Origin of the sequence: Leptospira paudalimensis (genome assembly GCF_026151345.1) — a bacterium.
Lineage (GTDB): Bacteria > Spirochaetota > Leptospiria > Leptospirales > Leptospiraceae > Leptospira_A > Leptospira_A paudalimensis.
The window spans coordinates 3,055,142-3,076,747 of sequence record NZ_JAMQPR010000001.1 but is presented as its reverse complement, the minus strand read 5'-3'; the positions used below and the strand labels follow the sequence as shown (position 1 = coordinate 3,076,747).

At 37.5% G+C, this 21,606-nt stretch carries 20 protein-coding genes; 13 read left to right on the top strand and 7 right to left on the bottom strand.

Annotated elements, in window-relative coordinates:
- Positions 1–120 precede the first annotated feature (120 nt).
- The 3 genes from ND855_RS14195 to ND855_RS14185 all read left to right on the top strand — a co-directional run bounded on the left by ND855_RS14195 (position 121) and on the right by ND855_RS14185 (position 3,403).
- Positions 121–765 carry a DUF2306 domain-containing protein gene (locus ND855_RS14195; protein ID WP_265358870.1) on the top strand — a complete coding sequence of 215 codons (645 nt, stop codon included), beginning with the start codon at positions 121–123 and terminating at the stop codon, positions 763–765.
- 82 nt (positions 766–847) lie between these two features.
- A complete protein-coding gene (locus ND855_RS14190; protein ID WP_265358869.1) occupies positions 848–3,004 on the top strand; it encodes an ABC transporter substrate-binding protein in 2,157 nt (718 codons plus the stop codon).
- Between the two features lie 102 nt (positions 3,005–3,106).
- Entirely contained in the window at positions 3,107–3,403 is a 297-nt protein-coding gene (locus ND855_RS14185; RefSeq protein WP_100718502.1) for a DUF805 domain-containing protein, read from the top strand.
- Positions 3,404–3,580: 177 nt separating this feature from the next.
- On the opposite strand, the gene ND855_RS14180 is transcribed toward ND855_RS14185, so the two are convergent.
- Positions 3,581–4,474 carry a hypothetical protein gene (locus ND855_RS14180; protein ID WP_265358868.1) on the bottom strand — a complete coding sequence of 298 codons (894 nt, stop codon included), beginning with the start codon at positions 4,472–4,474 and terminating at the stop codon, positions 3,581–3,583.
- A gap of 159 nt (positions 4,475–4,633) precedes the next feature.
- A complete protein-coding gene (locus ND855_RS14175) occupies positions 4,634–5,728 on the bottom strand; it encodes a tyrosine-type recombinase/integrase (RefSeq protein ID WP_265358867.1) in 1,095 nt (364 codons plus the stop codon).
- A 286-nt stretch (positions 5,729–6,014) separates the two neighbouring features.
- Here ND855_RS14175 and ND855_RS14170 point away from each other — a divergent pair, with 286 nt between their 5' ends.
- Entirely contained in the window at positions 6,015–6,230 is a 216-nt protein-coding gene (locus tag ND855_RS14170; protein ID WP_265358866.1) for a hypothetical protein, read from the top strand.
- Between the two features lie 137 nt (positions 6,231–6,367).
- On the opposite strand, the gene nadB is transcribed toward ND855_RS14170, so the two are convergent.
- Positions 6,368–7,969, bottom strand: coding sequence for an L-aspartate oxidase (gene nadB, locus ND855_RS14165; protein WP_108959992.1), 1,602 nt, complete (start codon positions 7,967–7,969; stop codon positions 6,368–6,370).
- A gap of 55 nt (positions 7,970–8,024) precedes the next feature.
- Entirely contained in the window at positions 8,025–9,866 is a 1,842-nt protein-coding gene (locus ND855_RS14160; RefSeq protein ID WP_265358865.1) for a S41 family peptidase, read from the bottom strand.
- Between the two features lie 91 nt (positions 9,867–9,957).
- Between ND855_RS14160 and ND855_RS14155 the strand changes: the two genes are divergently transcribed.
- Complete coding sequence (locus ND855_RS14155; protein WP_265358864.1) at positions 9,958–10,983, top strand: tetratricopeptide repeat protein; 1,026 nt, start codon at positions 9,958–9,960, stop codon at positions 10,981–10,983.
- Here ND855_RS14155 and ND855_RS14150 read toward each other — a convergent pair.
- Positions 10,952–11,731 carry a pyridoxine 5'-phosphate synthase gene (locus tag ND855_RS14150; protein ID WP_265358863.1) on the bottom strand — a complete coding sequence of 260 codons (780 nt, stop codon included), beginning with the start codon at positions 11,729–11,731 and terminating at the stop codon, positions 10,952–10,954. The genes ND855_RS14155 and ND855_RS14150 overlap by 32 nt on opposite strands.
- Before the next feature lie 104 nt (positions 11,732–11,835).
- Between ND855_RS14150 and ND855_RS14145 the strand changes: the two genes are divergently transcribed.
- From ND855_RS14145 to ND855_RS14110, 8 genes are all read left to right on the top strand, one after another.
- The gene (locus ND855_RS14145; RefSeq protein ID WP_265358862.1) at positions 11,836–12,339 is read left to right on the top strand and encodes an FYDLN acid domain-containing protein; all 504 of its coding nucleotides are present in this window, start codon (positions 11,836–11,838) and stop codon (positions 12,337–12,339) included.
- Positions 12,336–13,226, top strand: a complete 891-nt coding sequence (miaA, locus tag ND855_RS14140; protein ID WP_265358861.1) for a tRNA (adenosine(37)-N6)-dimethylallyltransferase MiaA — start codon at positions 12,336–12,338, stop codon at positions 13,224–13,226. Before ND855_RS14145 ends, miaA begins: the two co-directional genes overlap by 4 nt.
- A 21-nt stretch (positions 13,227–13,247) precedes the next feature.
- A complete protein-coding gene (gene hfq / locus ND855_RS14135; RefSeq protein ID WP_015676555.1) occupies positions 13,248–13,499 on the top strand; it encodes an RNA chaperone Hfq in 252 nt (83 codons plus the stop codon).
- A gap of 52 nt (positions 13,500–13,551) precedes the next feature.
- Positions 13,552–14,622, top strand: coding sequence for a mannose-1-phosphate guanylyltransferase (locus ND855_RS14130; RefSeq protein ID WP_100715797.1), 1,071 nt, complete (start codon positions 13,552–13,554; stop codon positions 14,620–14,622).
- A 231-nt stretch (positions 14,623–14,853) separates the two neighbouring features.
- Positions 14,854–15,531 (top strand): hypothetical protein, encoded by a 678-nt coding sequence (locus ND855_RS14125; protein WP_265358860.1) that lies wholly within the window; start codon positions 14,854–14,856, stop codon positions 15,529–15,531.
- A 20-nt stretch (positions 15,532–15,551) separates the two neighbouring features.
- Entirely contained in the window at positions 15,552–16,028 is a 477-nt protein-coding gene (locus ND855_RS14120) for a chemotaxis protein CheW (RefSeq protein ID WP_265358859.1), read from the top strand.
- A 19-nt stretch (positions 16,029–16,047) separates the two neighbouring features.
- The gene (locus ND855_RS14115) at positions 16,048–16,764 is read left to right on the top strand and encodes a phosphate signaling complex PhoU family protein (protein ID WP_265358858.1); all 717 of its coding nucleotides are present in this window, start codon (positions 16,048–16,050) and stop codon (positions 16,762–16,764) included.
- A gap of 167 nt (positions 16,765–16,931) precedes the next feature.
- The gene (locus tag ND855_RS14110; RefSeq protein ID WP_265358857.1) at positions 16,932–18,707 is read left to right on the top strand and encodes a methyl-accepting chemotaxis protein; all 1,776 of its coding nucleotides are present in this window, start codon (positions 16,932–16,934) and stop codon (positions 18,705–18,707) included.
- 12 nt (positions 18,708–18,719) lie between these two features.
- Here ND855_RS14110 and ND855_RS14105 read toward each other — a convergent pair whose 3' ends face one another.
- A complete protein-coding gene (locus ND855_RS14105; protein WP_265358856.1) occupies positions 18,720–20,768 on the bottom strand; it encodes an ATP-binding protein in 2,049 nt (682 codons plus the stop codon).
- A gap of 150 nt (positions 20,769–20,918) precedes the next feature.
- A complete protein-coding gene (locus tag ND855_RS14100) occupies positions 20,919–21,587 on the bottom strand; it encodes a hypothetical protein (protein WP_265358855.1) in 669 nt (222 codons plus the stop codon).
- Positions 21,588–21,606: the final 19 nt, after the last annotated feature.

The following is a 21,606-nucleotide window of genomic DNA, read 5'->3' as shown; positions in this document are numbered from 1 at the left end:
AGGCATCACGATCATTCGTTCATTCTATATTCAATAGGTTAGTTGGGAGAGAAATTATTTGTTTTTAAGATTTTATTTCCTTCTTGCCGTTTCCGAAATTAATTTCAGTAATGAATCTATATGCCCACGAATACCACTACAAAAAAAGACTATAGGATAATTGGTTTTTTATTATTTCTTAGTTTGGTTCCGAGCATCGCGGGACTAGTTCGAATTTTCCAACTAACAACTGGCTCTGGTTATACGGTAGAAAACCAACGATTTTTTAATGACCCAATTCCAGTAATCCTACATATCATAGCTGTTTTATTGTATAGTATTTTAGGGTCATTCCAATTTGCCCCTGGATTTCGAAGCCGTCACCTTCGTTGGCACCGAATTTCTGGTAGGATCCTCGTAGGTTTAGGACTTCTCACTGCGGGTAGTGGATTATGGTTAACCTGGGTTTACCCAAGAGTACCTACTGATGGAGATTGGTTATTTGGAATTCGAATGGTGATCGGAGTTTGGATGTTGGTCTGCATTATCCTCGGGTTTTCATTTGCTATGGCGAAACAATTCCGATCCCACAGCCACTGGATGATCCGAGGTTATGCGATTGGTTTAGGAGCTGGCACACAAGTATTTACACACTTACCATGGTTTGTCTTTGTGGGAGGTGAACCATCAGGGATTCCAAGGGATTTAATGATGGCAGCAGGTTGGCTTATCAATTTTTTATTTGCAGAATGGATCATTTGGAAGGAGAAATCCTTCCGAAATTAATTTACAAGTTGCAAAATTTTCTCGCTGGAAACATCATAAGTCACTTTCGACTAACAAAGTGACACAGTGGTGAGAAGTTAGAATGTTTCCAAATTTCAAACAACTTCTATCTACCTTATTGTGTTTTGGCTTAATCTCTTATTTAAGTCCTCTTTTTGCTTCCGATCATATTGATTTATATTTAAAATGGTACCACCAATTCCAATTTGCAGGGTATTATACTGCACTTGAAAAAGGATACTACAGAGAACTTGGTTTGGATGTTTCCATTCACGAAAGTAAAAATGGAATCGAAGGGTTACACCAACTCATTTCCGAAAAAGAAGCACGTTATGGAGTTGGAACAAATGAAGTTCTCTTACAGTGGCATGCTGGTACACCCATCGTTGTCATTGCTGTCATTTTCCAACATTCTCCTACCGTTTTATTCACAAAAAAGACTCATCCTGACCAAACTGTACATGATTTGGTTGGGAAAAAGATCATGTTATCTCCACATGTTTATGAAATCCTCGCTTTGTTAAAAAAGGAAAAATTAGACCCTAGTCAATTCGAACAATTACCACATAGTTTTCGATTTTTGGATTTAGTAGAAGGTAAGGTAGATGCCATGGATGGTTATTCTACTACTCAAACCTATGAACTTGAAAAGTTGGGATTCCCATTGATGGTGTTTTCACCAAGAACATCAGGTATTGATTTTTATGGAGACAATTTATTCACGAGCAAACTCGAAATAGAAAATAATCCAAGCAGAGTCAAAAAATTCCGTGAAGCAAGTCTTCGTGGATGGGACTATGCTATGAAACATAAGTCAGAGATTGTAAATCTAATTTCAGAAAAATATGCGAGTTCCATTCCCAAAGAACAATTATTATTTGAAGCAGAACAGATGGAACCATTGATCCAACCTTCTCTAGTAGAGATGGGATATATGTATGAAGGACGATGGAAACATATTAATGAGGTGTACGCAGATTTTGGCATGTTACCAAAAAATTTAGATCTGAGCGGATTCCTCTATAACGCCAATCCAAAACCTAATTATGAGACGATTTTTTCTATTTTGATTTTACTATTATGTATTGTGTTAGTTGCTTGGATGGTCCAAAGGTATCGATGGAACAAACGGTATTCAGAAACCTTACAAAGTGAAGTTTTACTTAGAACAGAAGAATTAAAGATCTCCAATGATGCTTTGAATTCTACTAATATTGTTTTAGAATCAAAATTAAAAGAACTGACAGAGGCACAAGAAAAGTTATTAACGAGAGAAAAATTAGCGACCATAGGTAATTTAACAGCAGGGATGGCACATGAATTGAATACACCTTTGGGTGCGATTGTTTCCTCTCATGGTTCTATTAGTGATTTTTTTCAGAATCAATTTCAAACTATCTTAAATTCCCTTTTTACATTTTCGAATGAAGATAGAGAACGATTTTATTTTTTGATAAGAGATTACCAAAACATTCAAAATGTTTTTTATACAGGTAAAAAAGAGAGGGAATTTAAAAAAGAGTTAGAAATGGAGTATACCGAATTATTCCAAACATATTTAAAAGATGATCGAGAAGAATACTTAAACTTAATCTTTGAATCTTCCGCATTCTTGTTGGGGGATCATCTCACCTATATTTTAGAAAGTGATCGCAAAAAAGAAATTTTAACAATGGGTTCCAAGGTAACAAACGTCTTTCGTTCTTGTTCTATCATTTCCATAGCATCTGAAAAATCATCTCATGTTGTGAAATCTTTAAAAAATTACTTAATTGCTGATGATCATACCCATTCAGATCAAAGTAAAATCGATATCATTAACGAAATCGAAACGATCCTCACTCTGTATTATTATAATATCAACCATAGAGTAAAAGTTAAAAAACATTTTTTATCGCATCGGAAATGCAAAGGCAATCGAGATAATTTAAATTTAATTTGGGTTAATTTATTGAACAATGCTCTATATGCTATTTCATATGAAGGAATCATTGAAATTTATATAGAAGATGATGGTCCTTGGATCAAAGTCAGTTTTATAGATTATGGGAGTGGGATTCCAAAAAATATCCAAGATCGAATTTTTGAACCTTTTTTTACAACAAAATCAAAGGGTGAAGGAGTTGGATTAGGATTGGACATTTGTCGAAAAGTGATGAACAAAATGAACGGTAAAATTGAATTCGAAAGTGAAGTTGGGAAAACCAAGTTCACCGTTTATTTGTTAGCTGATGAATAAAATACTGTTGATTCACTTTTTTACTTTACTTTTTTCCGAATGAGAATCTTATTTTGCCAGTTTGTTTTACCACACTCAAATTCAATTAGGTAGGTTCATTTTATGTCATTCCAAGATGCAATCAAGGTTTGCTTTCAAAAATATGTCGATTTTAATGGAAATGCAAAACGTCCAGAATTTTGGTATTGGGTAGCATTTACATTTGTTGTTAGTTTTATCTTACAGATGTTCCTTCCCATTTTAGGAATGGTGTTTTCTTTGGCAGTTTTTTTACCAAGCATTAGTGTTGGCGCAAGAAGGTTACATGATGTAGGAATGAGTGGTTGGTGGCAATTAATAGGTCTTACAGGGATTGGACTGTTGGTATTGATTTACTTTTGGGCACAAAAAGGTAAATAAACAAAGTGTTTCTTAACGCATTCAAAGAGTATTTGATTTCGCGTTAGGGACAAGTAGGGCTTGGTCACCTGCCATTGGAATGGTAGGTGACGGAAGCGTAAGCGCACCCCGGATTGGCCCGACCTTTTTTTGGATTCATCATCTGCTTCAATGAATTAGGAACGCCCAATCAACTCTTTACTTTTCATTTTCCAGAATACTTAGATAAATTTCCTTTTGATTTTTAGAATGTTTTGATTGGTTAGAGGCAAATGTAAAGATAAATGATTGTTCTTCATTTGATACCATTCTACTAATTTCGGAACCTGTAGGATATCCACCACAACCATCATGTGACCATTCAAATATAATCTCTGATTCTGTTTCTTTGAGAATATTAAAATATAAATCACTACAATCTTTTGCTAACTCTGCTTTTACCGCATTCACGAAAACATTACGTCTTGAAGTTCCGATTTTTTTTAACAAAGTGAAACGATAGAGTTCCTTCCAAATTTGGTTTGTGACTCCGCCTGGGAACAATTCTATCATAGAGATATTTTCATCATTTTCTGAGTGCCCAATGACCCATTTTCTTCCGTCAAAATTTCGATGGAATGGAACTTTGGTTAATTCTTTTTTAATTCCAAAATTTTTATCTAAAACCAAACGTAAGTTCTCTTTATTTTGTTCTGAAAAATTGATTGGTATGTGTAAGGATTTGATTTCGCCATCTTTGTGTTTCAGTTCAATCGTGAAAAATTTGCTGGTATTGCCAGATTCAAAGATCCATTGATACTCCGCTTCGTTTAACGCGCTACTCTCTACATATAACTTTCCTTTTTCAATGTTTTTGTCTTGGTTAAAGTATTCTTTTTTTTCTTCTCCATTCCTTTCAAAACCTCGGACGGAATCAATTTCATCAGTTTTTACCATCGCTAAAAAACTCCAACGAACTGATGTTCCATCAATGATAGGGCCTAAATTTTTTGCGACTGCCCATTCATTTTCCAATTGAGGTTTAACTTGTGCCTGTAAATAAACATGGGATAAAAAAATTGCGAATATGACTAGATTAGAAAGATGTTTCATAGTGAGTTCCTTTTTCAGTAACTGAATCAGGCCTCGATTTTATAGGAAGATTTTGGATCCGTCAATGAAATCCTTTGGATCAATTTGGAATTTAAGTTCAAAAGTAAGGAGGAAATAAGAAGTTAATGGAATTTATAAGGAAAGCGGGGAAAGGAATTTTTATGTTTTTGGTTTTGGTATTTGGTCAAGAGGGCTTTTGATATTTTCCAACCGACTCCTTGCAACTTTGGTGTAAATTTGTGTGGTTCGGACACTTGAGTGTCCGAGAAGAGTTTGGATCATTCTAAGGTCCGTTCCGAGTTCCAACAAATGTGTCGCAAATGCATGGCGCAAACTATGAAAGGTGACTTTTTTAGTGATCTTTGCTTTAGCGGCCGCTTGGTTAAAAATAGATTCAGCAGTTCTGATGTGAAGAGGTCTTTTACCAGCACCAGGAAATAACCAAGTTATATTTTTTACTTCATTAAAACTATATTTTAAGAGTAAATTGTATTCTCTCACTTGTAAGTATTCTTTGAGTTCGAGTATGAGGGAATTTGCAAGAATTGTGTATCTATCTTTTTTACCTTTTCCTTGTGTGATTCGGATCATGTTCCTTTCCAAATCGATATCTTTTAATTGTAAATGGATTACTTCTCCTACACGTAATCCCGCTGAGTAACTAATGAGGAGCAGTATTTTATGTTTTAAATTTGGAAGTGCATTGAATATAGCCCTTGTTTCTTCCGCTGATAAAACTTCAGGTAATTTTGCATCGACTTTCATTTTTGGAAATTTGAGATTTTTCATCTGCTTTCGGACTTCCCGGAAATAGAAAATGAAAGCTTGTCTTGCACTTCGGATAGTCGCAGAACGTAATGATTTTTCTTTTACTTGAAAGTCCAAATAGTTTTCGATATCCCTAGAAACGATATTCATAGGCAATTTTTCTGTGAAAAGCAACAGCCTGTATAAATGTGAATAATATGTTTTGGTGGTGAAAAATGAAAAATTCCTTTCCCTAGCCGAACGAAAAAAATCTTCTAATATCCCACATTGTTTTGGAATTTCATTTGCTAAATACCGGATATCATAATTTGAAAATTCAATTAACACACGTTTAATGGAAGCAGCATCATTAGGATAGGACCAACTTTTATCTTCAGGGTGGTAAATTGCCTTTGGAATTGATTTTGCGATTTTGATATACAATTCCGAATACGGAAAATAGAGATGGAATCGTTTATCATTTGATTTGTATTTGAGTTTGATCATAAAACACCTAACTTAGTTTGATTCATTGGAATAGGTGAGGGCTTACGGTTTTGGTCCTGAGAACCTTTCGCTTTTTTGAGGATGAGAAGAAAATGTTGGTGATTGGAGAGGGTTTGGGGGGGAGAATCTAGTATCCCCGCCCTGATTAGGGTGGGGTTCTAGACCCGCCACCCAATACGTTCCCTCTATCACGCCCAAGGGCAACGGACAAACGAAAATCAATTTAAGGATTTTTTTTTCTTGGAAAGTTCATGCTACAACACAAACTGAAATCTTTGGGAGTTATATGAATTTAGTCACAGTCGGATTAGGAATCTTTTTTATCCTTTATGGAATCACTACCTATATTTTACGCCTCTACAAACCAGGTTTTTTTTGGAAACTAGAACCCATGAAACAAAAATGGGGTGAAAAAAGAGGATACTACATTCATGTTTTTAGTTATTCCATCTTACCAGTCGTATTAGGAATTGTGTATACAATTTTAGGTTTAAGAGGTTAGGAACGAATAACGAGAGTTATTTGGGCGCCTCCAATCAATTTGATCAAAGAACAAAGTTTATAAATGGACCGGGCCCTACGCTGCAATCTTTCTCCATTTGAGAAAGGATTTCCGCTTCGGTCCCTGGCGCAGGATTTTTACAATTGATGGGAAAGGATTGTATCTTGCCTAGATGGAGTTCGGTCTTCAGGATAATCCGTACTAAAATGTAGGCCCCGGCTTTCCTTTCGTAATAACGCGGATCTGACAATGAGTTCGGCAACTTTTACTAAATTACGAAGTTCTAATAATCCCAAAGAAACTGTAGTTCGATTGTAATAATCTTTTACTTCTTGTGAAATCAGTTTTAATCGACGAAGGGCACGTTCCAATCTCATATCAGACCTAACAATCCCAACATAATTGCTCATGATGGTTTTAATTTCGATTAAGTCATGGGAAATCAATACCCATTCTTCCGTGTTAGTAGTTCCTTCTTTGTTCCAATCAGGAATCAAATCGGTTTCTAAGGAATACTCAAGTTTCCCTTCAGATTTGATATCATTTGCAATCCGATGGGAAAATACCAAACATTCCAATAAACTATTGGACGCTAAACGATTACCACCATGGACTCCTGTACAAGTTGTCTCTCCACAAGCATATAAATCTGCAATGTTTGTTCGTCCTAAGAGATCCGTGGCAACTCCACCACACATATAATGGGCGGCAGGAACAACTGGAATCGGATCGGTTGTGATATCAATCCCTAGTTTTTTACAACGTTCATAAATCGAAGGAAAATGGCTTATGATGTCATTGGCAGGTCTATGAGTGATATCAAGGAGTACATGTGGTTCCCCTCTTTTTTTCATCGTATCATCAATGGCTCGTGCCACAATATCTCTAGGTGCTAATTCTCCCATTTCATGATAGTCTTTCATGAATGGTCTGCCACCTATCTCGCGTAAGATGCCTCCATGGCCTCTCACAGCTTCTGAAATTAAAAAACTATTCCCTTGTTCATGGAAAAGCGAAGTAGGATGGAATTGGTAAAATTCCATATTTTTGACAATGGCACCAGCTCTATACGCACTTGCTACACCATCACCTGTGGCAATGTTTGGATTGGTTGTGTGCAAATACACCTGGCCTGCACCCCCAGTTGCCAAAATTGTTTTTTTGGCTAGGACTGGAAATACTTCACCAGTCTCTGTATCGACTATGTAGGCTCCATAACATCGTAAGGGTAAATTTTCTTTATTTTTTAAATGGTGTTTGGTGATTAAGTCTACACATGCATGGTTTTCTAGAATTCGAATGTTTTGGTTTGCATGAACATGATCAAGTAACGATTGTTCAACGGCACTTCCTGTTCTGTCAAGAGAGTGGATGATCCTATTTTTGCTATGTCCACCTTCTCGTGCTAAATCCAATTCACCTGTTTGGTTTCTTGTGAAAGGAACACCCAAGTCCAATAGTTCTTTGACTCGGGTTGGACCTTCTTCCACCAAAACACGAACTGCTTCCAGATCACATAAACCTGCTCCGGATTCTAAGGTGTCTTTGATGTGTTCTTCGAATTTATCCTTATCATCAAAAACAGAGGCAATCCCACCTTGTGCATAGTTGGTATTCGATTCGTAGTCTGCTTTTTTGGTAACAACAACAACCGAACCAAGCGGAGCTAATTTTAATGCGGTAAAGAGACCACTCACTCCGCTTCCAATGATCAGAAAATCTGATTTAATTCGAGTCACATTGCATCCAATTCATGATTAGTTTCAAAAATAGAGATTCTATAATCTAGAATCTTTATTTAGCATTCAACATCCCTTCGATGAAGTCCAAACTTCTAATTAACATATAATCAGGTTTGATCGCATCGTTTGCGTGTTCTTTCAAATACGTATCAGCCTTACCATTTTTTTTGGCATAATCCTTAATCGCATTCAAATTGAATTTTGATTTCACAATCCCTTCATGTGGGATGAGAGGTAAGTGGTTCCACATATCCTCTTCTCGGTATCGGAAAGGGAAGGTTCCATCTGGTTCTTCAGAAACTTCTATGTCAGGTGAAACTCCAACCACTTGGATGGTTTTTCCGGAAGGAGAATAATACCTAGCATTTGTGATTTTCAAAAGGTAATTTGGATTGTTGTCCAATTTTTTTAATGTTTGCACAGTTGCTTTTCCAAATGTCCTTTCACCAAGTAAAATTCCACGGCCATGGTGTTGGATCGCACTGGCAACAATTTCAGAAGCAGATGCTGATTTTGAATTCATGAGCACGGCTAACGGAAGTTTTGTGATGTCTTTGATTTTTGCATATTTTTCATCATCACTTCTACCAGGAGTTTTTGTAGAAACAATGAGTCCTTTTTCGATGAACATATCAGCAATATCCACTGCTAAATCCAAAAATCCACCTGAGTTTCCTCTTAAGTCTAAAATCACTGCCTTTAGAGGTTTGCCATTCTCTTTGGCAGTTTTTTCCATTTCTGCTAAAGCTTCTGCAATTTGTGTATCAATTGGTGGTTCACCGTTTCCAGGTTTTACAAATCCAGTGAGTTTGATGTAAGCAACTTGTGGATTTTCTTTTACTAAGTGATAGGTTACGTTTTTGATTGTGATTTTGTCACGAATCACTTCGATATCGATTTTTCCTGTATTCCCTTTGCGAGAGATAGTCAGCACAACTTTTGTTGCTTTTGGTCCCTTGATCTTTTTAACTACTTTATCAAGAGATAAGTTTTTGATGAGTTTACCATCAACGGCAACAATGTTGTCTCCACTGCGAATCCCAGCTTTGAGCGCAGGACTTCCTTCCAATGGATTTTCAACAATCACTTCACGACTTCCACCACCAGAAAGGATGGCACCAATCCCTTCAAAAGATCCATCACTGATTTTGGACATGGATTCTTCCCAAACTTCTTCCAAAAAGACATTGGAGTGTGGGTCAAGAGAGTTTAAATAACCATTCGCAGCAGCAACAAACACTTGTTCCATGCGGAATTCTTTTTTGTCTTCTTCCTCTTCGTCAGGAAGTTCACCATCAAGTTCCACAAGTCCCTTTAAAACAGGAGTTTTATATTTATCCAAATTGTCTTGGATGTAAGTGACAACCCGATCAAAATCTTTTCTTGAAAAATTAATTTCTTCCCAACGAGCAGAGATCACTGATTTTTTTAATTTTTCTTTTTCGATCAGTTTTTTGAGTTCTGCATCAGACAATTTACGGTTTTCATTTTTTTTCCGTTTCTCTTTTTGGATTTTTTCCACTTGGGTGTAATCAGGATCAAAAACGACAAATTTGTCAGATGGAGAGATTTTGAAAGTAGTCCCTGGCCAGAGATCTTCCTTATCATCATATTTCTCTCTCTCTTTGAAATAACTTTCTGGGTAAATGTAAAGTGGATGGGGTAAACTTAAAAAAGCAAAACTTGCTGCATCGGTATAAGCACGATTTACATTGATATGTTTGTCTATGTACAGTTTGTCTACTGTTCGAATGACAGTTTCAAAGTCGACATAAGTGAAATTGGTCTCGCGGTTTTGCGCTTTTTTCGCTTCTGGTTCGCAGGAAATAAAACCAACTGGTAAAGCAAAACTTAGAAGGGTGAAAAAGGATAGTAGATAAACAAATCGTTTCAAGGGATCTCTCGTTTCGTGGATAGATTATCCTAAGAATTTCCGAATTTCCAGCCTAGGCAAGACAAAAAAAATTGGGACAAATCCAGGACACATGCATAACATAGACGGTGACATGCGCTCATTCGTTGTCCTGATTTTTGCCCTTTCTCTCTGGTTTTGTTCCTCCGAGCCAGAAAAGAACCCAAATCGTGATCCATATAGTTTGGAAACCCTTCTTTTTTTGGAAGAGGTATTACTTGATGTTTGGGAAAACCCTTCGGCAAAAGAAGATGCAATGTCTCGACTAAGATATGTTTGCCGAACTAAAGATACTGACGATGGATATTTATGTTACATGTGGGGTCTTCTGGAATACCAACGTGGCAATTACAATGAAAGTTATGCTGGTTTTCGAAAGGCTTTAGAAAAAAATCCAAACGACACCCTTTACAAAAACATGTTACGTATGTCCGCCGAAAAATCAGGAAACCTTGCGGATTTAAAAGCTCATTCGTATGATGGAGAAGTCCTCGCTTCTCTTTCTGAATTGGATAAACAATGCAAAGAGGAAAAATCCCCAAACTTTTCCACCTTTCAATTTTTGATCGAACGAGGTGTTTTCACCAAGGAATCCTTAAAACGTGGCAGTTTTTCGAATTGTTTCCAAAAATTAGAACCTAATGAACAAATTTCTCTTCAAAAACTAATCCGTAATCCCAATGTATCCTACAAGGAAAGGTTGTATGCGGACCAGATGAAGTCGGATCCGTTTACGAAAATTTGGGATACTTCCTCTTACCACCGTGGTGAATTGGGTAAGGAAATGGTGGGCGGAACACAAGGTGCAGTTTCTGCGACTGTCTCATCCAATGCAGAAGGAAATCCTTCCCTCGTTTCTGGGTCCAATCGCCCCTCTCCAATAACAGAGGCATGGCGTAAGGTAAAACTTGCTTCGCTTTCAGGGAATGAAACCCAGGCAAAAGAAGCCTTTAAACAATTTATTTCCGAAGTACGTCTTTCCAAAACAAAAGGTAAGTCGGAAGCGATGATGGCAACCGCTTTAGAACGAGCAGCAAAATTATTACTCGAACAAGACCCGAGTTACGTTAAGATTCGTTTCCTTGCGAAAGAACTTTAAGATATTCTTTTACCGTATTCCCTAATCCATCGACCAAACTTTGGGCCATGAGTCGATGGCCAATCGAAACTTCTGCAAGGAAAGGAAGTTTTGCAAATACTTGTAAATTCTTCGTATCAAGGTCATGTCCGGCATTGACACCTAACCCTCGTTTGTTTGCCTCAAACGCAGCCTGCTTATAGGATTCAAAAATTTGAACGCCTTCCCTTACATCTGCATCAAATGCGTGGGCAAATGGACCTGTATACAGTTCAATCCGTTCGGCACCGAGTAGAGTGACTTGGTCATAAAACGTAAAATCAGTTTCCATAAAGAGAGACACTCGGATTCCTTCTTTTCGAAATGCCTCTACGATCGGTTTTAGCGTCACAAAAGTATTCGGATCCCTAAAATCAAATCCATGGTCCGATGTGATTTCGCCTGGTTTCACGGGAACAAGAGTGGCTTGGTCTGGTTTTGCCTTAAGGACAAGCTCCAAAAACCGTTCACTTGGTTCGCCCTCAATATTGTATTCTTTTTTAGAAATTCCTAATTTAGTAATTTTTTCGTTGTAAGATTCCAAAAATTCCTTTAATTCGAATACATCTTGTTTGGTGATATGCCTTTCATCAGATCGAGGGTGAACTGTAATCCCGTGGGCACCAGAATCTAATATGATTTCTGACAATTTCAGAACATTTGGAATGGAACCTCCCCTAGAATTGCGGAGAGTGGCGATCTTGTTGACATTGACACTTAATTGGGTCATAGGAAAAAAAAAACTTTCCTTTAATTTTCATCCAGGAGAAAACCGTCCAATTTCAAAAAGGTTGTCCCAGAGAAGGGATTTCCAAAACTGTCAAAAGTACGTTTATGGTCGCAAAAAAAGCAGCAAAGAAACAAGCACCGCCCAAAAAGAAAGCGGTTGCCAAAGAAAAACCGAGTAAGGACGCCAAGTCCTCTTCCCCGAAGGAAGATAAAAAAAAGGCCGTAGTCGGGTCCAAAGCCCCTGCTACGAAGGCGAAGGTTGTACCTGCGCCTAAAACAGCCACAGCTCCGAAGGACAAACCGGCCCCTCAAGCCAAAGCTCCTGCTGTGAAAATTGATCCGAACAACCCCCTCGGAAAGAAGTTTAACTGTTACTCCTGTGGAACGAAGTTTTATGATTTGAACAAACCTGAAAAAAAATGTCCGAAATGCGGAGCTGACCAGTTGGCAAAACCTGCGATCAAATCTCGTATGGCTGCCATTCGCAGTTCGGAATATGAAGTGGAAGAAGAGGAAGAACCAGTCATTGAAGATGATGAACTCTTAGAAGAAACTGAGGAATTGGAAGAGACCGAAGAAGAGGAGGTCGTTGCCGAGGAAGAGGAGTGATCCTTCCCATCCTTGGTGGACCTACCGGTTCCGGAAAAACCTCTCTTACCCAAGCCCTTGACCCAAAACGTTTCGAAATTGTTTCTTTTGACTCTCGCCAAGTCTACCGGGATTTACCGGTAGGCACAACGGCTCCCACTCCCGAAGAATTTTCCCATATCCGCCACTGGCTCGTTGGTTTTTTGAATGCAAACGAATCCATCAATGCCAATCAGTTCTCCCTGCTTGCAAGAGAAGCCATTTCCGATATCCAAGGTAGAGGGAAAATTCCCATTCTGATTGGTGGGACAGGATTTTATCTCCGCGCATTTCTATTAGGGATGTTTCCCGTACCAAATGTACCAAAAGATACCAAAGATTATGTTTTGGAACTTCCATTAGAAGAAGCAAGGATGATGCTCCAAACAAAAGACCCGAGAGCAATGGAAAGTCTGTCTATGCAAGATGGATACCGCATCAAACGTGCTTTGGAAGTTGTACTCACAGGAGTTTTGTGGTCAGAGGTATCAAAACAAACTGTAGGCGGATATTTACAAGACCATCCAGAAGTGAAAATGATTGGGCACTGGTTGGATTGGCCACGTGACATTCTCTACAAACGCATCAATGCCCGAGTGAATCAGATCGTTAGTGGTATGTTAGAGGAAACGAAAGAAGTGATTTCGAAGTACGGACCAAACTGTCCTGGGTTACGAACCTTGGGTTACAATTTTGCGCTTGCATTCTTAAATGGAACGATAGACATTAATACATTCATTGAACAGTTGGCGCAAAGTCACAGAAATTATGCAAAAAGGCAAATTACTTGGTTCAAAAAAGAATCATTCCTTTCGCCCATTTCTTTTGATGCCGCTGTCCAATTGTATACAAATATAGAACAAAGATAGAGAGAACACTCGGGATTTCCAATGTCGGCAAAAAATAACATCCAAGACCAACTTTTAAACACAGCAAGAAAAGAGAAAATTGATCTCACCATCTACTTGTTAAATGGAGTTCCTTTAAAAGGAAAAGTTGTCAGTTTTGACAATTTCACCATCATTCTAGAAAATGAAAACAAACAGAATTTGGTATACAAACATGCCATTTCGACCATCATTCCCGCAAAACCGATCAAACTTCACAGCGAGGAAACTCCGAAAGAAGCAGGTGGGGCTTAACTCTTTTCTAGTTTTCCTCTCTTTCCCTTTCTAAATTCTGGTTCCAAACCCTATGGCAAAATTACCAAAAGAAACCCCTGTTGTTTTGATTATGGCAGGAGGGAAAGGGGAGAGGTTTTGGCCTCGTTCCCGTACCAATTCCCCCAAACAGCTCCAGAAAGTTTATTCGAACAAAACCCTTCTCAAAGAGACAATCGACAGAGCCCTAACCATCACATCATTGGATCGCATTTACATTGGGACCAATGCAACTCTGAAGGCAGAAATTCTCAAAAAAGATCCTAAATTCCCATCTGGAAATTTTATCATCGAACCAGAAGGAAAAAACACAGCACCTATCATTGCCCTTTCTGCACTTTACTTCCAAAAAAAATACGGAAATCCCAACCTCATTGTACTTTCTGCAGATGCGTTTATTGATCCTGTCAAAGAGTTCACAAAAACCATCGAACAAGCCTTGTTCGAAACAGAAAATGGAATGGTTTTACTTGGGGTAAAACCAAACCGACCTGAAGTTGGATATGGATACATTAGTACGGGGAAACCAACTGATGTAGGTTACACGGTGAAAGCATTTTTTGAAAAACCTGATTTCAAAACCGCGCTTAAATACATCAAAAAGAAGAATTTTTATTGGAATCCGGGGATCTTTCTTTTCCGCACGGAAACCATTCTGTCGGAACTGGAACGACATGCGCCACATATCCTAGGTCCATTAAAAAATGGATTTCCATTTAAGAACTTCGGGGATTTAAAAACTGCATTCCAGATGTTACCTTCTGAAGCCATCGACACTGCGATCATGGAAAAATCCAATCGTATCCGAATGGTGGAAGCTACTTTCAATTGGGATGATGTTGGATCGTGGATGTCTCTCGAACGCATTTTGCCAGGGGACAAAGAGAAAAACCACCACCAAGGAAAAGAAGTACATTACCACAAAGCTTCAGGGAATATTTCCTCCGTTCAAAAAGAGCTCATCACATTTCTTGGTGTGAAAGATCTAATCGTTGTGGAAGAACCAGATGTACTCCTTATCACTTCGCGTGAAGGAGTGGGTGATATCAAAGCGATGTTATCCAATATGAGGAAAAATAAAGTTTTACAAAAGTACCTCGACTAGAAATTTGACAGAACAGGCTTGATATAAGGAGGAAGGAATGCCTTCCGGAAAAAAGAGAAAGCGTAGAAAAATCGCAACCCACAAACGTAAGAAAAAACGCAGAGCCAACAGACACAAAAAGAAGAAATAATCTTTCTTCAGTGACTTAATGTTTCCTCCGATAGATTTGTTATGAAACAAGTCTGGAGGAAACAGAAACCCCGCACCCCCGGTTTCATCCGAGCATTTACCATGGAAACACCTCTCGGGGATGTCCTGGAGGCTGAGTTCAACTTTCACGAACGACTCGTTCGTTTATCTGTCGAAATCAAAGAAGAGAAGGGACGTATGTACGGAGCCACTGTGAAAAACGGTACCGTACAAACTGAGAAGGATATTACTTCTGGGCGTGCCTACCCCGTCTTTCGTAAGATCTGGCCCTTTCGGGAATACTTCAGTTCTCTCCCTGACAAAGACATGTTGGTTAGCATTGGCGGAGCGTATGAAATTTACCCTCCCTTCCAACCAGAGGTTTCGGAAAAAACCAGGACCTCTCGTGGGCCATTGGAGTCGGCATTATTCCCCTCCACTCGGTATGATTCCATTTTTGGTATTATTCGGGAAACTCGGTTCCAACGTTGGAGACGAGAACGGAGAGAGGCAAGAGAAGCGCGAGGATCGCTCTGGACACGTTTCAAACGAAGGGTCTGGGGAGATTTGCAAGATGTTTGTCTTGGCATCGGATTTGGTTGTTTGGTCTATTATGTATACTATGATTATGTCGTATTAGGACTCAGTTTAGCAGTCTTAGGGATGATCGCAGGCCTACTCGATTTTCTTGTGAGAAAACGTTCTGTACTAATGACAAAAGTGTTGTCATTTCTCAGTTTCGGCTCATATTTTTTCTACAACGGCTACGTCTATTTTTAGACGTAGTAGTAGAAATTGATATGGCCAAAGAAACATCCCAAGCAAACCAATTCATCCATGAGCAATACATCATTTTCAATTTGGGAGATGAAGAGTATGCCATCCCCATCACAATTGTTGAAGAAATTGTTAAAATCACAAATTTAATCCGCGTTCCACAATCCAAAAGTTACTTTGCCGGGATCATGGACATCCGAGGCAAGGTGGTAAGGATGATTGATCTTGCCAAACGATTGAACATCAAAAATGTAACAGAGTCGGCAGACCGTGCGATTGTAATCAATGTATCAGGTAAATCAATCGGTGTGATTGTGGACAAAGTGTCCCATGTCGTACATTTTCCAGCTAACCAAGTCGATCCACCACCTCCATCTGTAAAAGGGATTTCCTCTCGTTATATCACAGGTGTTGGAAAAAAAGACAACCGGTTCATCATCCTAATCGATATCGAAAAAATTCTCACTGTTGAAGAGATGACGGAACTAGCTACCATATAACGGAAGTTAAAAAATTCACATGATCATCTCTAAATTTTATTACTTACGTAAAAACTTATATTCCATGGCGGAACTTGTTTTGGAGCAAGTGATACTACTCAGTGAGGCTCTCGAATCAGATGATTATGCCCAAGCTGAAAAAATTGTAGAACGTGATGACCTCATCGATGATTTAGAAAAGGAAAACGATAACCTTTCCCAAAATGCCATATTAGAAGCCGTGAGTAACCGTAACATTCTTGGGATGGGCGATGTGGACAATGACATCGTTTTGAAAAAAGATCCTTTGCGATTTGCTCTTTCTGCTATACGGATTACTCGGAATATGGAACGGATGGGAGACCAAGTAGTTAACTGTGCTGATGTATTTCGTCATAAAACCATCCGCAAAGGCCTCTTTAAAAATGAAGAACCAATGACTTTGATTCTTTCAAGAGTCACGACTCTTGCAGGAATGGCGATCGAATCTTTAGTAGAAGAAAAAGAGAGGTTTATGGGGAGTGTGAATTCTCTGGAAGACGAACTCAATGACCTATGTGACCAAGCATTCCAAAAATATCGATCTGTCCCTGATATGGAAAAACAAGAATTTGCCGACGTGTATAGGATCATTCTCGCACTTGAAAGGTTAGGTGACTATGCTGTGAATGTGGCGGAAGAACTTGTCAGGTTGAATACTGGAAAAGACATCCGCCATTTAGAAAACGTCAAATCAAAATCTTCCACTTACCCTTAAACCTTTTCCCCAATCAATTCCAAACAATTGTCCATGTTTCGCACAAACTGTACGGATGGGATCTAAAGTATTAGAATATTTCTGAATATAAAATCATTATGGAATGTGAATGAAGCTTTAATTTCAATTGACAAAGGAAAATGCTATTGTTATAGAATTCACTGCCAATGAAACCAAAAGAGTATGTTTCCCAACCGAAACAAAAAAGTTTTTTCCTTTCTTACTTACTCATCACCAATCTAGATCCTTTTCTTTTTTTTGCTGGAATGTTACTTATCTTTGGATTGGGTAATTTTGAATCCATACTGAAAATTTTACTCTACTTGGCCCCACCCATTATTGGTGCACATGCCATCATTTTCTTTTTCAAGGATAGAAATTTCAAAAAACAAATGAATCGTCCGGAAGGAATCATTTATACAGACAAGGAACTTACATTGATTCGGAACCATTCTAAAAATGGAGCTCTCAATATTCTATCCACCAATGTTGGCGGACCTATTCTCACGATGGTACTTTCATATCAGTTTGGTTTGGTCAAAACATATGGGGAAGTTCTGTTTTTTTCCCTACTTGGTGTATTACTTGCAATGGCGATTTCATCCTTCTTCTACATTTATGTTGAGAAAAAGATGTATGATGTGTACAATGAATTACGTTTAAAACCACTTAGTTTGTTTGCGAATTTGCTTTTTCCTATTTTTTCTACATTTGTAATCGAATACTTTATGTTTTCATTTTATATCTACTCTCAGTTTAGAAACTTCGTAAGTGATCACCAATTGGAAATGGTATGTCTGGGTTTAAGTGCTTTTCTTCTGATCATGATTTCTATTTTGTTTTTTGTGTTATGGAAACTGACTGGAAATACATCTGCAACCATTAGGGATGTATCAAATATTTTAAAATTATTTGCGGAAGGAGATTTGAGATCAGATCTTCGCATCAATCAAACTAGAAATGAGATTGGTGTGATCTCTCTTTATTTGGAAGAAGCAAAAATCAAACTCAATCGATTATTAACATCCATTACCAAACATTCTACAAAAATTCAGACAGAAGCAAAAACACTTGAAGGTTTATCCGGTGATTCCGCGGAACATTCACAAGTACAAGCAGCATCTTTGGAGGAGGTAGCAGCAGCATTAGAAGAAAACGGTTCTTCTATCAATGGTATATATACCGATGCGTTAGAACAAAAAAAATTAACGGCTGCCACTAATGAATCCATCGAACATCTATTTACCATTTCATCAAGTGTGAAAGAAATATCACTCCATGCAAAATCGAAAGCAGATTCAGTTGAAGCAGAAGTCATCAAAAGTGGAAAATCAATTTCTAGTGCGATCCAATCTATCGAAGAAGTAGATAAAAATGCTTTGGAAATTGGAAAAATATTAGAAATCATTAAAGATATTTCGGAACAAGTCAACTTACTCGCATTAAATGCGTCCATTGAAGCTGCTAGGGCAGGTGATGCTGGAAGAGGGTTTGCCGTTGTTGCATCGGAAGTGGGTAAACTGGCAGAGAGAACTGCTTCTTCCACAAAAACAATTTCAGAGCTCATCAAAAAAGTTTCGATTTCCACACATATGTCAGTTTCATCAGTTAAATCAGCAAGTGAAACCTTTCAATATTTATCAGAGAGTGTCATCGAGATCATCAACAATATCGATAGAGTGAACCAAGCAAATTTAGAACAAATTGCTGAAGTTGAGGAAATTAGAAAACAATCTGAAAATATTGTCAACAGATCCACTTCCGTTTCCTTTGCTACCGAAGAACAAAAGAAAGTAAATGAAGAAATGGGAACCTCTGTCCACCACTTGGCAAATGATACTGCAAAGTTATCGATGATGTCAGAAAAAACAGCAAAATCTTCTGCAGAATTAAATTCTCTCATTGTCGAATTGAATCAGGAATTATCTATGTTTAAATTATGATTTCTGCTACCTTTATTTGAGTCGTTTATTATTTAATACTTTCGTATATGTCTGCAATAAATCATCAATGTAAAACGGTTTGCTGATAAAACCATCCATCCCTACTTCAGAACACCTTTGTTTATGTTCATTTAAAACGTGTGCTGTGACAGCGATGATGACTGATTTTTGTTCTTTATTTTTTTCTATTTCCCTAATTTTGGTAGTAGCTTCAAATCCGTCCATGATTGGCATTTCACAGTCCATTAAAATCAAGTCATAGTGTTTCTTTTGGAACATTTCAACAGCTATTTTCCCATTCTCGGCCAAATCAAAATTGATGTTTTGTTTTTTTAGTAATCCACCAATCACCTTCTGGTTCAAAACATTGTCTTCTACAACTAAGAATGATTGGTTGGTAAAATTTTCAGAATCATTTTGTTCTGTGCTTTTATCTTCTGTATCTTCTCGACTAAGTATTTGATTAGAAACTGTTTCCTCCGGTATGGAAAGGGGAATCATACACCAAAATGTGCTACCAACTCCTTTCACACTTTTTACGCCAATTTTCCCATCCAATAACTTTACTAAACGTTCTGAGATAGCCAAACCAAGTCCAGTTCCACCATACTTTCGTGAGGTGGAGGCATCTAGTTGTGAAAATGTTTGGAATAAAGACGAGAGTTTCTCTGATGAAATGCCAATTCCAGAATCCTTAATTTCAAAGAGAATCATTTGGTCTTTGATTTCGACATGAAGGATAACGTATCCAGTTTCTGTAAATTTGATCGCATTTCCGATTAGATTAAATAAAATCTGACGTATCCTACTTGGATCTGATATAATGGTATCAGGAACCTTGGAATCAATTTGATAGGAAAATTCTAAATGTTTTGCTTGAGATTCGATCACAAATAAATCGAAAATTTCTTTGATTAAATTTGGTAAATGGAATGGTATATTTTCAATTTTTAATTTCCCAGCATCAATCTTAGAGAAATCTAAAATATCGTTTAAAATATTTAAGAGAGCTTTTCCAGCATCGACAATGGTTTTTAGATAGTTCTTTTGTTCTGTATCTAAATTGGTTTTAAATAAAATTTGAGTGATACCAATGACTCCATTGAGAGGAGTGCGGATTTCATGGCTCATGGATGCTAAAAATTCTGATTTTGCATGACTTGCCATTTCCTTTTCTTCATATAACTCTTGTAATCTTTTTTGTGTGATATTTAAACTGTTTAAGATTGAATTTTTATTATTTATAGTTTGAATTTCTCCTGTAAATTTACCTTCGCCAAGTAAAGAAATTCGTCGGAATACTTCATCAACACTTCCTCCCATAATGGACACTAATGATCTATGGGTTAAATATAAACTAATACCAAAAATCATTCCAGAGAGGATTAAGACAGTACGTAAGAAAAAAACTTTTTCTTTTGCATCTAAGATTGCTTGTGAAGTCCTTTCGTCGAGTTGGACATACAAATCATTAATTGGTTTCATGATCTCTGCTTTGCATTTCAAATAATGATCATCAAATAAAATCCTAATTGCTTTTGGGTTTGACCTTCCTGTTTTTAATTCTTCTTCTATCAAAGACATAGATTCAAATTCGATTTTGGTAAGTTGGTCTGATTTTTCTTTTGATAAGGAGAGTAGTGAATAATCCGATTCATTAAAACCAGCTTGTTTCATTGCATTATAAATACTGATCTGTTCCCCTTCTTCTTGTGGAGGAGGTAATTCATCTGCGATGACTAAATCCCAATATGCATAGTCATAACCTTTTGGTCTTGGTTTTTCTCCATTTCGAATTTCTAAAATTCGTTGGAAGTAGTCTTTATATTTAGGTTTTTTCTGAATAGCATACAAACGAACTAAGTTTGTTAGTTGGTCGGAAGATTGCCTGAGTTCGTTTGCAATTTGTAAGGATTTATAACGATTTTCTTCTGCAGCATCTATGTTTCTTTCGCTGGCAGTATAATAGGCAAAAGCAATGGAGACAAAAATAAATAGTACAAAATTGGTAAGTAAGTAAGGGAACAGTCTCCCTTTGGGCATCCAACTTGCATCCAACATGGCGACACTCTAATGAAAAAAGAAAAGTAGTAAAGAATAATATTCAAATCAATACTAAATTTGGTGATGAGACAAAATGAATACTAAATTCTGAATTTTTGTATCATGTACGGGCATAGTCATTGTTGTTTCTACTAAATATGCTATGTTCTAAGACTCACCTTCCATATAGGCTTGCAGTTCTTGTTGTAATCCTTCTGGAAGGCTTAGGCCTCGGGCACGGATTCTTTCATTGTACTTATTAAAAGACATACGATGTTGGTTGGTATTTAGATAACCTTCCAAAGCTTCTGAAGCCCAAGGAATGATTTCTTTTACAAAATCATGATTCTCCTCTAACTGATCACAAAAAGGAATAAAAAGTGGTCGATTGACAGGTCTACCGATATTGCGATAGAATAACAGGCAATAAAGTGTCTCATCACCTAGGACAGTTTCTGTTCTGATTTTTTCTTCTACATATTTTAGATTGATAGAATCTAAATAATCAATATTAAACGATTCAGGTGCTAATCGTTTTGTGACAAATTTTGAGATTTCTGTCTTAACGAACGTTAGATTGTTGCAATGGTGGGGGCATGATCCTTGGTCTTTGTGTAAATCACATTCGAGTAATAATATGCAATCCACATCGGAAGTTGGATCAACAATCCCAAAATTGATGGAGCCTAGTAACTCAAGAGCAACTTCATAACCCTTTCTGGAAAGTTCTTGAGTCGCAAGTCGAAAAGCTTGCATCCTTTTTAAGGCATATTTTGTATCATAATTCCTGTATTTATTTTTGAGAACGAGATACCTTTCGACTATATTTTTTGACATGAGATTTTTGTTGATTGGG